General features: G+C 33.3%; 9 protein-coding genes. All 9 read right to left on the bottom strand.

Features of this window, described 5'->3' with window-relative positions:
* Positions 1–37 precede the first annotated feature (37 nt).
* On the bottom strand, positions 38–2788 hold the full coding sequence (locus tag IW18_RS18470; RefSeq protein ID WP_041519578.1) for a gluzincin family metallopeptidase: 2751 nt from the start codon (positions 2786–2788) through the stop codon (positions 38–40).
* A 295-nt stretch (positions 2789–3083) separates the two neighbouring features.
* Entirely contained in the window at positions 3084–3812 is a 729-nt protein-coding gene (locus tag IW18_RS18465; protein ID WP_041519577.1) for an LOG family protein, read from the bottom strand.
* 208 nt (positions 3813–4020) lie between these two features.
* The gene (locus IW18_RS18460; RefSeq protein WP_041519576.1) at positions 4021–4386 is read right to left on the bottom strand and encodes a cupin domain-containing protein; all 366 of its coding nucleotides are present in this window, start codon (positions 4384–4386) and stop codon (positions 4021–4023) included.
* Positions 4387–4773: 387 nt separating this feature from the next.
* Positions 4774–7605 carry an excinuclease ABC subunit UvrA gene (gene uvrA / locus IW18_RS18455; RefSeq protein ID WP_041519574.1) on the bottom strand — a complete coding sequence of 944 codons (2832 nt, stop codon included), beginning with the start codon at positions 7603–7605 and terminating at the stop codon, positions 4774–4776.
* Between the two features lie 90 nt (positions 7606–7695).
* On the bottom strand, positions 7696–8652 hold the full coding sequence (locus tag IW18_RS22760; RefSeq protein ID WP_052480227.1) for a tetratricopeptide repeat protein: 957 nt from the start codon (positions 8650–8652) through the stop codon (positions 7696–7698).
* Between the two features lie 34 nt (positions 8653–8686).
* Positions 8687–9640, bottom strand: a complete 954-nt coding sequence (locus tag IW18_RS18445; RefSeq protein ID WP_041519572.1) for a Fic family protein — start codon at positions 9638–9640, stop codon at positions 8687–8689.
* 63 nt (positions 9641–9703) lie between these two features.
* A complete protein-coding gene (locus IW18_RS18440; protein WP_041519570.1) occupies positions 9704–11488 on the bottom strand; it encodes a chloride channel protein in 1785 nt (594 codons plus the stop codon).
* Between the two features lie 84 nt (positions 11489–11572).
* Complete coding sequence (locus tag IW18_RS18435) at positions 11573–12709, bottom strand: S1 family peptidase (RefSeq protein ID WP_041519569.1); 1137 nt, start codon at positions 12707–12709, stop codon at positions 11573–11575.
* Between the two features lie 117 nt (positions 12710–12826).
* Positions 12827–14512 (bottom strand): gamma-glutamyltransferase, encoded by a 1686-nt coding sequence (gene ggt / locus IW18_RS18430; RefSeq protein WP_041519563.1) that lies wholly within the window; start codon positions 14510–14512, stop codon positions 12827–12829.
* Between the last annotated feature and the right edge of the window lie 8 nt (positions 14513–14520).

Here is a 14520-nt window from a genome sequence, read left to right as displayed (position 1 = left end):
TAATAATAATGCACCTTTTTGTTTAAAATTTATTCAATTAGAACCATTTTCTAGTAAAAAGATTAACTAATGTTTTTGGAGACAAAGTCATCACGAATCGTATTTTTTCGTCGTATTTATTTTGACTAATTTCCCATCCATTATTAGAGTAAACCGGGAAATAAAGTTCAAAATAATCCGGAACTAAATTTAACCGGATACCGCTATCATACACAAAATCTTGTTTTTGATGTTTGCTTTTCATAAAACCAACATCTCCATATACTTCAATCCAGTTCCAAATAGAGTAACTCGCATTTAAAGTCGCCATCCATTGATTGGCAAACGAAGGTGCAATTTTTGATTTAAAGCCACCTTCTGCCATAATAAATTGTTGGCTAAAGAATCCCGTACTTTCAGATCTTCCGTAAAAGTTGTAATCGAACATATAATCCGTAGGTCTGTCTAAACCAAAACTAAAATAATCAGAGTTTGTTGTATTGTATAAAAAACTTCCTGCGTATGCACGCACATTTAGTTTGTGATTGTTTTCAAATAATCGTCTGTATTCAACTTCACCGGCTAGTTTTCCAAAATCTCCTGCAAACTGCATATCAGTCATAAAGCTAAAATGATTAATCAATTCCGTTTTCGTATTCATATATCGAGCGTTGAAAATCGAATAATTAGGTTTTGAGTTATCAGTAATATATGCGCTGGCTTCACGATTTACAATAACTTGTCGAAACATAAACAATTGCTTTCTGTTATCTCTAAAATTTTCCTCGCGAATTCTAAACTGAACCATTGGGTTTAATCTCAAATAAGTAGCATCTGGCGCGTAATGAAAATAATTTTGACTAATAGAATACCTTATATTATAAAGTGTACTATTTCGATAATATTCGCTCCACGAAAAGGCTGACGAGCCCGAAATCGTTCCTGCATTAATAGAGTAGGCGGGAGTAATATCAAATGTAAAAGGTTTGTCTAGAATAGTTTTGTTGTGAAAACGAATTCCGGGTGTTAAACCATCATACAAATTATAAGTAAGCGTTGGAATATATAAAATCTGATTGTAATAGGGATCTTCCAGATCTTTGGCAAAATTAAATTTTATTGGACGATTGGTTATCGCTAAACTTTTTAACGATTTCCAGTTATTTCTTAGGTTGTATTCAGGAACTTCGTTGTCGTAATTAAAAACTATTTTATCTGCATTTTTTCTTTCAAATTCATAAATAGAATCAGCTTTTACGGGTTCAATCCATTTTTTAAAAACCACTTCGTTTTTCTTAATTCCATAAACTGGAATCGGAACATAAATTCCAGTTCTGTTATTGATCTGAAATTGTACACTGTCTTTAGTTCTGGAAACATGAGTAAATTTGTAATCGATAATATCACGAGAATCGATTATAGTTTTAAAAAACCAATTGATATCTTTTGGACTATTTTTACTTAATATTTTTTCAAAATCATATCGATTCACCTGTTCGGTTTTATTCAAACTATAAAACTGTTGAACGCTTTCCGGAACAATATTATGGTTGAGGTAATCGTCTAGATAACTTAAACTTAAACCCGCGCGGTATTTGCTGGCAATTTGTTCATTAAATTTGATTAGCGTATTTTTTGGGTCGCCAAGTGGCTGATCCAGATTTTTTCGCGCCATTAACATATAATAATAGCTGTACTGCTCATTAAAAGTTAGATTGGTAATGTTGTAACTTTTAAAGAGTTTCATTTCTGAAAGTTTACCAAGCATTTTTTGATCTAGATGATTCTCTTCCATATATTTCATCATCACATAAATCTGAATTCCGTCATAAACCCAATTGTCTTTTCGCGGATCTAGACGCAAACTTTGCTTTAAATAATTGTTTAGATAAGTTTTTAAGAATGTAATTTCAAAAATAAAATCATCAGAAAACGGACTGATAAATGATGGCAATTGATTTAAGCCATAAAATGGATTTCTGTCATAATCTACTTGTGAAACAGTAATTTTCTTATGCGGATATTTTCCAATAAAATTGTCGGCATAATTAACAACTCGATCGATAATAATGGCTTTTTGAATTTCGTCCAGTTTTTTGGTTCTTAGATTTGTAAGAACTTCAATCGCGCCAATTTCATAACTTCTAAAACTGTTTTGTTTCTCAATGAATAAGTTAAAATCAGTTCTGTTTTTTCCTGAAAATGAATATGTTTTATAAGCGACATTCGTTAGATCTTCTGAAACCGAATTCAAATCGGTAGTAATCGAATATTGGTTGGGTATTTTTATCTCGACTTCATAATCAGTGCTTGCATTTGCAATATCATCTAAATTGAAATTGTCGTATTTTATAAAACGATGATTTTCAAAACGAGCAGGACTTAAGAACCAGTTTTTAAGATTCATTCCACCATTTTGATCAAAACCATAACGAGTGAATTTGTCGCTTGGAATTTTTGAAATATAGGTTAAGTGTAGATCAATTTTGTCTCCCGGACGTAATTTTCGATTTAGTTTTACAACAATATAATCAGGATTTTTAGCAGTTCTTTGCCATTCAAGTGCTGCGTTATCTGAGTCTGTTAGATTTAAAATAGTAGTACTTCCTCTTTCACTGTCTTTTGCTAAATGAAAACCTCTGTAAAATTCATCTGAAAAACGTCTTGCTAATGGCGTGTTTTTATCTGAGAATGCATTATTCCAGTCATTTAAGACAATCGAAATCAAAGAATCGTTTGATGTATTGTAAAAAGTAATATCCTGTTTTACATTTAAAGTTTTAAGTTCAAGATTAACCGCCACTTCCATCTTAGATTGATGTTGAGCATATTGTTTTATTGAACTAAATAAAACTAAAATGAAGAATATAATTTTATAAAATGATTTCAAGAGATGGCTTAAAAATTAAGGGTGTGTATACTTAAATTACGAGCATAGAGATATTTTGGTTTTTTGTAAAAATAGCATAAAAAAAGCTGTTATAAAAACAGCTTTAATTTTTTGTAAGATTTAATGTAATTTCACCATATAAGTTATATAAGAAAATTTAAGTTTAATGCTATATGTGACATTTTTAAAAGAACTTATATGGTGAAAAAAAATATTAGAAGTTTGGACTCAAATCGTATTTTTTGTAGAATTTATCCAAAACATCAACTACTTCATCTTCAGTGTCTACGATCTTGAATAAGTTTAAATCGTCAGGACTAACAGTTTGCATTTTTTCAACCAAGACTGTTTTTACCCATTCGATTAATCCAGACCAAAATTCAACGCCAACCAAGATAATTGGGAATTTTCCAATCTTTTTTGTTTGAATCAAAGTAATAGCTTCAAACATTTCGTCAAGAGTTCCAAAGCCTCCAGGCATAACCACAAAACCTTGCGAATATTTAACGAACATAACTTTTCTCACAAAGAAATAATCGAAATTAAGGTTTTTATCGTGGTCGATATACGGGTTAAAGTGTTGTTCAAAAGGCAATTCGATGTTTAAACCAACCGAAGTTCCGCCTCCTAAATGTGCACCTTTGTTACCAGCTTCCATGATTCCGGGACCACCTCCTGTGATTACGCCGTAACCAGCTTTACTGATTTTATAAGCAATTTTTTCGGCCAATAAATAATATTTATCGTCCGGTTTTGTTCTAGCCGATCCAAAAATTGATACACATGGACCAATTCGTCCCATGCTTTCGTATCCGTTTACAAATTCAGCCATGATTTTAAAAATAGCCCAGCTATCGTTTGTTCTAATTTCATTCCACGTTTTTTGCTTTAAACGGTCTTGAATTACTTTGTCCTCATCATTATCAAAATCTTCTAATCTCATTTTAGGTATTTTAATTATTTATATTTTTATTTAAGTTGTGTCTTTTTAGGTGTCGTCCTGATCATGCCGAGACTTCAAGAGAAGGAGCTGTTTCCTGCTCTTCACTATATCTTTTGTGGCGAACGTCTCCACAAAAGGATGTCGTTCCCATCAGGGCTAGGGCATTGGTTTTAATTGAAATTTCTGGTTGTTGAAAAAGAGTCCATTACTAGTATTTTTGTTCCTCAATTGATTTGGTAATGTCGCTTTTAACCTTTCCGGTGTGTTCCGTAGTTTTGGGTTCTATAAGCATTATTAAACATTCGTCTATTGCCGAAACTCTGTGATTTATTCCCTTTTTCACAACAAACAGATCTCCCTTTTTCATTGCGAAAGATTGTTGATTTTCGATTTCCATTAAAAGTTCACCTTCAACAATGTAAAACAGTTCGTCTTCATTTTCGTGATTGTGCCACGGCAAATCCTGACCTTTTATTTTTGCCACTTTAATATATTGATCGTTTACTTCATCAATTATTTTAGGCGAAAAATATTCGTTTACGTTATTAAAATTCTCTTTTAGATTCATAGACATTATCTTAGTTTTTGTCAAAATGAAATGCTTTGGCAAAAAGGGCGTACTAAATTAAGTCTTTTTTCTAGAATTGTTACAAAAATGTGTATTTATTAATTAAAAGGTAACGTTTTTAAAAGGTTGTTTTTTGTTTTGTATTCATTATCAGTAAGTTGTTAGATTTGATAATGATTTGTTTATTCATAAAGTTTAATGAATTGATTTTTCTTAATCTATATTCGCAATCTTGTCATCCCGAGGAACGAGGGATCTCCGCAAGAAACTAACGCAATAGGATTATTCATAAATTGTTGAGCTACTTGCGGATATCCCTCGTTCCTCGGGATGACAATGGTTTCGTTTGCTTTGTGGGAAAGAATATTTCCATGTTATTCTTACGAAGGACTTTTATTCCAATTCCTTTTTCAAAAACTTCGCTGTATAACTTTTCTTATTTTTCGCCACTTCTTCAGGAGTTCCTTTGGCGATTAATTGTCCGCCGCCTTTTCCGCCTTCAGGACCAATATCGATAATGTAATCTGCAAGTTTAATCACATCCATATTATGTTCGATAACTAAGATTGTGTTTCCTTTATCAACCAATTTATTGATCACGTCCATTAAAACACGAATGTCTTCAAAGTGTAAACCTGTTGTGGGTTCATCTAAGATATAGAAAGTATTTCCGGTATCTTTTTTAGACAATTCTCCTGCTAATTTAATACGTTGGGCTTCACCACCAGAAAGTGTTGTGCTTTGCTGTCCAAGTGTAATATATCCTAAACCAACGTCTTGAATAGTTTTTACTTTACGGTAGATTTTTGGAATCATTTCAAAGAATGGAACAGCTTCATCAACCGTCATATTCAAAACGTCCGAAATTGATTTTCCTTTATAGCGAATTTCCAGAGTTTCTCTATTAAAGCGTTTTCCCTGACATGTTTCGCATCCTACATAAACGTCCGGTAAAAAGTTCATTTCGATCGTACGAACCCCAGAACCTTCACAAGTTTCGCAACGTCCGCCTTTTACGTTAAAACTAAAACGACCAGCTTTGTAACCACGAATCATACTTTCAGAAGTCATCGTGAATAGATTTCTAATTTCGGTAAAAACCTCTGTATATGTTGCTGGATTCGAACGCGGTGTTCTTCCAATCGGACTTTGATCTATATCAATTACTTTATCAATATGTTCAAGGCCTTCAATCTTTTTGTAAGGTTGGGGTTTTTTTACGCCGTTAAAATAATAAGCATTTAAAATAGGGTAGAGGGTTTCGTTTATCAAAGTCGATTTTCCACTTCCCGAAACTCCTGTAACGCAAATTAACTGACCTAAAGGTAATTCGATTGAAACGTTTTTTAAGTTGTTTCCTGTGGCTCCGGTAAGTTTTAAAAACTTTCCATTTCCTTTGCGACGTTCTTTTGGAATTTCTAATTTCATTGTACCGTTCAAATATTGAGCGGTAATTGTATTCGATTTTAGCGTTTCGGCAGGAGTTCCAATACTAATGATTTCTCCACCATATTTTCCGGCTTTAGGACCAATGTCAATTACATAATCTGCCGTTTCGATCATGTCTTTATCGTGTTCTACTACGATAACCGAGTTTCCAATATCTCGCAATTGCTCTAGAGATTTGATCAGTTTTTCATTGTCTCTTTGGTGTAAACCAATACTAGGTTCGTCCAAAATATATAAGACTCCAACTAATTGCGAACCAATTTGTGTTGCTAAACGTATACGTTGCGCTTCTCCTCCCGAAAGGGATTTTGAACTTCGGCTTAAAGCCAAATAATTTAAACCAACATTCATTAAAAAGTTCAAACGATCTTTGATTTCTTTTACAACTTCTGATGCAATCAAAAGTTGTTTGTCTGATAAATGACTATTCAAATCCTGAAACCAAGCCGTTAAATCAGAAATATCCATATCACACAATTCGGTGATATTTTTATCGTTGACTCTAAAAAACTGTGCTTCTTTTTTTAAACGTGAACCTTCGCAAACCGGACAATTTACTTCGTCCATAAAATCTTTTGCCCAACGTTTTATGGTTGTTGAAGAACTTTCGTCATATTGATTTTTGATGAAATGCGAGATTCCTTCAAAATCTATTTTATAATCACGGGTTACGCCAAGATCTTTTGAGTTTATGGTGAATTTATCTTTTCCGCCATGCAAAATCATATTCATGGCTTCTTCGGGAATTTTCTCAATTGGATCTGTGATTTTAAATCCAAATTTTTCTCCAATAACCTCTAACTGCTTAAAAATCCAAGACGATTTATAGTCGCCAAGTGGTGCAAAACCTCCTGCTTTAATAGATAGTTTTGGATTTGGAATGATCTTTTTAATGTTGATTTCGTGAACTGTACCTAAACCATTACAATGCGGACAAGCTCCTTTTGGAGAGTTGAATGAAAATAAATTAGGTTCCGGATTTTGATATGATATTCCGGTTGTAGGACACATTAAGTTTCTACTAAAATAACGAACTTCATTGGTGTCCTGATCTAAGATCATCAATACATTTTCACCGTGATGCATGGCTGTATTGATGCTTTCAGACAATCTTTTTTGATTGTCTTCGGTGTCTTCAATTAACATTCTGTCAACTACAATTTCGATGTCGTGCGTTTTGTAACGATCTAATTTCATTCCTGAAACTAAATCCTGTACTTCGCCATTTACACGAACTTTCAAGAAACCTTGTTTGGTTATTTGTTGAAATAACTCGGCATAATGACCTTTTCTTGCTCTAATAATCGGAGCAAGAATATTGATTCGTTTTCCTTTAAAATCCTGAATAATCAGATCTTTAATTTGATCATCAGAATAAGAAACCATTTTTTCTCCTGTGTTGTAGCTGTAGGCATCTGCACCACGCGCATACAAAAGTCGAAGAAAATCGTAAATTTCAGTAATTGTACCCACGGTTGATCGCGGACTTTTACTGGTTGTTTTTTGTTCAATAGCAATTACTGGCGAAAGCCCGTCAATTTTATCAACATCGGGACGTTCTAAGCCGCCAAGAAATTGTCTGGCATATGCCGAAAAAGTCTCAACATAACGACGTTGTCCCTCGGCATATATAGTATCAAATGCCAAAGAGGATTTTCCCGAACCTGATAAACCGGTTATTACAACCAGTTTTTCACGCGGAATAGAAATATCGATATTTTTTAGATTATGAACTCTTGCGCCAAGAACTTCAATAGTATTGTCTTTTTCTAACATAATTTTGAGCAAAACGCAAAGTTACCACTTTGATTTGTTCTTTTAATGCTCGATAGCAAAACTTTATGTTACAATTAGTAACAAAAAACGCTAATTAGACTTGATGTTGTTTGTTGATAAAATTTTATTGAAATTATCTTCTTTACCGTCTTTTTTCATTTGAGCATAAATCATTTGGATAATTTTTTCGGCATCTCCTCGATACGGAGATTTTTGTTCAATATATAGCTTGTAGGCTTTACACATATTGTCAAGACCTTTTTCGGAATCGTTTAAATGAAGTGCATACATTTGTCCAATTCCGTAAAATACTTCTGGATTATTAGGTTCAATTTTGGCAAGTCTTTCATAAGTTTCGACTGCTTTTTTGTAATCTTTTTTATAAGAGTAGGTAACTGCAATGTTTTGCAAAGGCATTAATCCGTTTGGGTCAATTTTTAGTGATTTTTCGTAAGCTTCTATTGCCAAATCGAATTCTTCTAAACGTCTGTAGCAAATACCCATGTTGTCGTATGCAAATGCAAAATTTGGGTCAATTTTTACTGCTTTTTTGTAGTATTCTATCGCTCCTTTAAAATTGTTTTTTGCCGTTTCATCCATCCCTAAATCATATAATTTTAGGGCTTCCATATTTGTAGACATGGAGTTGTTGTTGACTACATTGTTTGATGCAACTTTGTCTTTTAAAGTTGGGCAATTATCCATTAAATATTGCTCCATTTTATAATAAATGTCTTTGTATTCTTTGGAGTTTTTATCCAGATTTAAAGTGACGTTTATTTCTTTTTTTTCACCTGATGGATTTGATAAATCTATGTTAGAAAATTTTTGACCTATTTGATATGCGCCAACTTTATCATCGATACATGCACTAATGTCTGCTGTAATTGAATCTTTCACTCTATTAAAGGTTGGAATCGAATCTATGCAAGAACAAACTTGATCTGTTAACTCTTTGAACAATTTTGTAGTATCGATTTTGTCTTTTGTTTGCGCATTAGAAATAAAACTGGCAGCGAAAAAGAGTAGTAATAGATTTTTTTTCATGTTATGGTTGGTTTTATGGTTGGTTTTTGGTTAGTTAACGTTTTCTTTTTCGAGTTGCCATATATTCTTCAATGGCTTCTTTAGTGGTGTACCAGTTTCGTCCTTCTTTATAAGCGTCAATTTTACCTGTTCTAGCTAGTAAACTAACATATTCTTGACCATAAGGAGCTTGTGGTTCACTTACAATATCTATAATAGGCTGAAAATCGTAACTGCTGCCAGGCATTGCAGTTAGATAAATATTTAGCGTACGTTCTAAAGCCTGGCACATCAAAAGTATTAATTTTTGGTAATTACCATTATTAGCTTGATTTAATGCTTCGTAATATTTTTTTCTATCATTTTTAAGAATAATAGCTGGAGGAAAATCGCAACGCATTAATAATAAATTCATGCTTAATCGAACAGTTCGCCCATTTCCATCAAAGAAAGGGTGAATCCAGACTAGTTTATGATGGTAAATGGTTGCTAGTTCAATGTCATTTAAGCATAAAGGATTTGTATTTATAAAATCAATAAGTTCATCTAGATAATCTGAAACTTTATTGGCATTTGGCGGCATAAAATTGGCTCCTGAAATACGAACGCCACCATTTCTTAATCTTCCTGCAAAATCATCTTCGATAGAACGTAAAACTAATCCGTGTAGCGAAAGGATATCAATACTTCTTAGTTTATAATCATCTCCAACAATCGAATATAAATAATCGATTGCTTTATCATGATTGTGGGTTTCAAAATGTTCGCGAAGTGATTTTCCTTTAATGGTAATTCCTTCCTGAATAACCATTTGGGTCTCGCGTAAACTCATCGTATTTCCTTCGATACTGTTGGAATTGTATGTCCATTCCAGAGATAAGCTTTCGCGAATTTTATGCAAAGCAATATTGGGCAATGGTCTGCTGTTTTGCAAATCGAGCCTTTTTTGGTACAATCGATCAAAAGTTGATTGAAATTCTTCTCTGTAAGTTAGGTTTATATCCCACATAATCTTACAAAAGTACTTATTAATATCGGATAAATGAAATTTTTAATCTATCCGATATTAAGCTTATTCAATTGTCATAGCACGTAGTTTAGTTCTGTAGGCTTCTAGTGCTATAGATTTGGAGATAAAGCCGTAGTATTTGTCATCTCTTACAACAGGAAGAAATGCTGTTTTTGATTTTTCAAATTTGCTCATTACGATTTCCATGCTATCAGAAGAGGAAATTGTTGCGGGTGGTATTTTCATAACATCTTTAATCAAAGTGTATTTTACTCGATAAGAATTGAAAATAATTTCGCGAATATCATTAAAATGAACAATACCAACGAGTTCTTTCTCGTTGTTTACAACTGCAAAAACAACCTGATTAGAATGCGAAATAAGATCGACTAATTTGGTTAAGTTTTCTTCTGGGTGAACGGTTAAATAATCGCACTGAATGATAGTATCAATATCTAATGTTGACAGAATATTAGAATCTTTATTGCTTGTAAAAGCATGACCTTTTTTGGCTAAACCTTTTACATCTAATGAATATTTTTCGAAACGTTTAGAAATAGCAAAACTGATAGAAGAAACTATCATAAGCGGAATCATGAGGCTGTAACCACCTGTAATTTCTGCAATTAAGAAAATAGCAGTTAGTGGTGCATGAAATAATCCACTCAAAATACCAGCCATTCCAACCATGGTAAAATTACTAATTGGTAATTTTGCTAAACCAATAAGGCTAATGAATTTTGAAAAGAAATATCCTAAATACGATCCTAAAAATAACGACGGTGCAAAATTACCTCCGTTTCCTCCACTACCAATAGTTAATCCTGAGGCAAACACTTTTACCATCATGGTGCATCCAACAAAAAGTAGTAAAATCCATTGATTATTTCTAAAATCACCAAATAGAGTATTGTCTAATATTTTTCCCGGATCAGCTTCGGATAATGTTTTGATACTTTCGTAACCCTCACCAAAAAGTGTTGGAAAAATAAATATAAGCAATGCTAATAATGAAGAACCAATTAAAGCTTTTTTGTACGGACCGATTTCTAATTTAGCAAAATAATGTTCCACTCTTTGAAAATTTCTAGCATAATAAACAGCCATAAAACCAGTAAGAATTCCTAAAAGAACATAAAATGGAATATTATGATAATTAAAAGCTTCTTGTTTTTTGAAGGATAACAATATGGTTTCGTCTAAAACAATTGCTGAAACTAATGCTCCGGTTGCTGCCGAAATCATAATAGGAGTAAAGGCAGAAATACTCACATCGACCAATAGAACTTCTATAGCAAAAAGAACTCCAGCAATAGGAGCGTTAAAAGCGGCAGCAATTCCCGCGGCAACTCCACAACCAATTAATAAAGTTCGGTCTTTGTAGGCGAGTTTGTAATTTTGAGCAAAGTTAGATCCGAAAGCAGCTCCGGTAACCACAATCGGGCTTTCTAAACCTGCAGAACCTCCTAAACCAACCGTTAACGAACTCGTCACAATTTGCGCATACATTTGTTTTCTTGGAATAATACTTGCTTTTTTTGCAACGGCATATAATATTTGAGAAGTTCCTTTTTCGATAGTACCGTTAAGCACTTTTTTGATTACAAATACCGTAAGCAAAATACCAATAATGGGCAAAATACTGTTAATGAAACTTAATTTTAAAATGGCGTTGATCGATGTAGCAAAAGAAAATACGCTATGCGCAAAAGTCTTTAAGACAATTACTGCCAAAGAACAGGAGATACCAATTAGAATACTTGATAAAAAAATAAATTGCTTTGGAGTCATTAATGATTGAGCCAAAGCGATAATGCTTTCTAGTTTTCTAAAATATTTTTTTAGCATTCTGGTTTTTAAAATTAGGGATATTGCAAATTTAGCTTTTAATCAATAAAGTTTCAATAATAAGAGGAGTTGTTTTAGAAACAATTATTGAATTAAAGAAGCTGCATGTTTTGCAACAATTCCAAAATTGTATCCTTGAGCCTCGTCAAATCCTGCATAATTAATAGCAATTAGCTGTCCGCATTGATTAAATACCGGAGATCCACTTGCGCCATGAGTCGACGTTACATTATATTGTATACTAACTCCGTCTGATTCTTTATTGATTTGACCTTCATAAACTTGTACTTTTATTCCTCGTCGTGTGTTGGCAAGAGTCATACCCATTGGATAACCAATTAAAATAGCATTTGTACCTGGTTTTAGAGTGGAATCGTCTGTGACAGCAGTATCCAAGTCAACGATATTTTTTACAGATCCAGGCAATGTTTCACTATTTAGTTGTAAAACGGCAACATCTACTTCATTTCCATCAGCAATTTTATAAACTTTACATTTTAACCAATCGTCTTTTGAACCGTGCAGTGCTACACTAATTTCAACTGTTACTGGAGTAATTTTAATATCATCAACACTTACGTATTTTATATCTTTTGCTGGACTTGGTACTGTAGCTTCAGGTGAAGTAGTGGCAACTGTAGCAGTATTTGTAGCTGTAGAGTCAACAGTAGCGACTACTGTTGTTGCAGGAGTTTCTTCTTCAGAGTCGTCACCTTCTTCGCCTTCTTCAAAATAATAATCGTTCCAATTTTTTTCAATAACAGATTTGTAGTTTCCTTCGCTTATAGAATCTGGAAGAACAGCAGCAATGTGTTCTTTTAAATAATCGTAAGATGTAGTATTGTCACTTGGATATTGCCAAGGTTCAGCAACGTGATGATTGGTTACTATTTTTCCATCTTCAGAAACAAAAAAACCTGTTCCGGATATGGTTTTTGGTTCTAAGTTAGTTTCGCCAACTTCAAGCTGAAATGGTTTAGAACCTTTTATAGATATTTCGACCGTATAAGTGTGTTTTACTAAAACGACAGCATCTTTAAACTTTTCATAAATTTCTGTTTGGCCATTTAAGCATACTACTTCTTTCTTATTGTATTTTGCCCAGATTTTAGGAATGAAAATAATTCCAAGAACTGCAACAATGGCTACTGCTGCGCCAATTTTTATATTTCTTGATTTGTTGTTTGGTTGTTTTTCTTCTGGAAATGATTCTTCAGACATATTGGCTTTTGTTTAGTTTTGGCGCAAATTTAGTAAAAAAAATACTTCATTTTTTTTAAAAGCAATAAGTTGGTATATTTTTTAAAAGTAACTTATTAATGAATGTTTTTTACCAAATTAAAAACCAACTGCGGTGTCATCTCCACGGAAATCTGCTCCACCTTCAAGAGATTTGTTTGGAAGTACTAAAATACAATCTAGTTTGCCAATTACAGGAGTTGTTTTCTCATTAATTAAATAACCTTTTGCTTTTAATTTGTCTATTGTGGTATTACTAAAAGCATTTGGTTCGAATGTAATTAAATCAGGTAACCATTGATGGTGAAAACGTGGTGCATTTACAGCTTCCTGCATACTTAAATTGTATTCGTATACATTTAATATAGCTTGTAAAACTGAAGTAATAATAGTTGAACCGCCTGGTGAACCCACCACCATAAATAATTTTCCGTTTTTCTCCACAATAGTTGGTGTCATCGAACTTAACATTCTTTTTTGTGGCGCAATGCTATTAGCTTCATTTCCAACTAAACCAAACATATTTGGAGATCCTGGTTTTGCACTAAAATCGTCCATTTCGTTGTTCAAAAAGAATCCCAATTCCTCACAATAATATTTTGACCCAAAGCCATCGTTTATGGTTGTAGTTGCTGCAACAGCATTTCCTTGAGCATCTACAATAGAATAATGTGTTGTTTCGGTACTTTCGTTATAAGTAACATTTCCTTCTTTTATTTCAGATGATAAACTGGCTTTTTCAACATTAAAATTTGACATTCTTTCTTTTAAGTACGAATCAGCCAGTAAGGCTTTAATTGGAATTTTTACAAAATCCGGATCGCCTAAAAACTGACTTCTGTCTGCATAAGCTCTTCTTTCGGCTTCAACAATTACCTGAATAGATTGATCTGAGTTATGTCCCATTTTAGATAAATCATAAGGCGCAATCATTTTCATGATTTGAGCCAAACAAATCCCGCCACTACTAGGAGGGGACATTGAGGTAATTTTTAATTCTTTATAATTAAATTGTAATGGCGTTCTCCATTTTGCTTCATAACTCGCCAAATCTTTTAAAGTAATAATTCCACCTTTTTTCTGAAGATAATCGACTAGAATTTTTGCCGTTTTACCTTTGTAGAATTCATCTTTACCGTTTTTTAAAATTCGCTTTAAAGTTTCGGCTAATGCAGGATATTTAATAGTATCATTTTCCTTAAATTGTCCTGCCATTAATGTATTTGGCCCATTTACTTTTACAATTGCATCATGATAAGCTTCAAGTTGTTTTTGTTGTTTTTTAGTCACAATAACACCTTTTTCTGCAAGAGCAATCACTGGTTTTAGAATTTCAGACATTGGTAACGATCCCAGTTTTTTATGTACGGCAAAAACTCCGGCCACAGTTCCGGGAACTCCAATAGCTAAAGCAGTTTCGGTACTTTTACCTTTAACAACATTTCCGTCTTTATCTAAAAACATGTCTTTTGTAGCTGCTAGAGGTGCTTTTTCGCGATAGTCTAAAGAGCCCACTTCGCCATTGGCTTTTCTATACACCATAAATCCACCACCGCCAATGTTACCTGCATAAGGATAAGCTACCGCCAAAGCTAATTCTGTACCCACCATGGCATCAAAAGCGTTACCACCTTTTTTCATAATTTCGACACCAACTTTAGAAGCTTCTGCACGAGCCGAAACGACCATTGCTTTTGTAACAACAAGTCCAGTAGGTTTTATTGGATTTTGTTGTGCTGTACAATTAATATAAATTAGGAAAAATAAAAAGGCTGCTTTTTTCATGTTGAGTG

It is taken from the genome of Flavobacterium hibernum, from assembly GCF_000832125.1.
In the GTDB taxonomy this organism is placed as follows: domain Bacteria; phylum Bacteroidota; class Bacteroidia; order Flavobacteriales; family Flavobacteriaceae; genus Flavobacterium; species Flavobacterium hibernum.
The sequence above is the reverse complement of the archived record's forward strand: the minus strand, read 5'-3'. Positions and strand labels throughout refer to the sequence as shown.

What these genes read in the sequence shown, in the direction of transcription:
- IW18_RS18445 (WP_041519572.1), bottom strand. Translation starts at nt 9,640, where the DNA reads ATGTGGGATATAAACCTAACTTACAGAGAAGAATTTCAATCAACTTTT.
- uvrA (WP_041519574.1), bottom strand. Translation starts at nt 7,605, where the DNA reads ATGTTAGAAAAAGACAATACTATTGAAGTTCTTGGCGCAAGAGTTCAT.
- IW18_RS22760 (WP_052480227.1), bottom strand. Translation starts at nt 8,652, where the DNA reads ATGAAAAAAAATCTATTACTACTCTTTTTCGCTGCCAGTTTTATTTCT.
- IW18_RS18440 (WP_041519570.1), bottom strand. Translation starts at nt 11,488, where the DNA reads ATGCTAAAAAAATATTTTAGAAAACTAGAAAGCATTATCGCTTTGGCT.
- IW18_RS18470 (WP_041519578.1), bottom strand. Translation starts at nt 2,788, where the DNA reads ATGGAAGTGGCGGTTAATCTTGAACTTAAAACTTTAAATGTAAAACAG.
- IW18_RS18435 (WP_041519569.1), bottom strand. Translation starts at nt 12,709, where the DNA reads ATGTCTGAAGAATCATTTCCAGAAGAAAAACAACCAAACAACAAATCA.
- ggt (WP_041519563.1), bottom strand. Translation starts at nt 14,512, where the DNA reads ATGAAAAAAGCAGCCTTTTTATTTTTCCTAATTTATATTAATTGTACA.
- IW18_RS18460 (WP_041519576.1), bottom strand. Translation starts at nt 4,386, where the DNA reads ATGTCTATGAATCTAAAAGAGAATTTTAATAACGTAAACGAATATTTT.
- IW18_RS18465 (WP_041519577.1), bottom strand. Translation starts at nt 3,812, where the DNA reads ATGAGATTAGAAGATTTTGATAATGATGAGGACAAAGTAATTCAAGAC.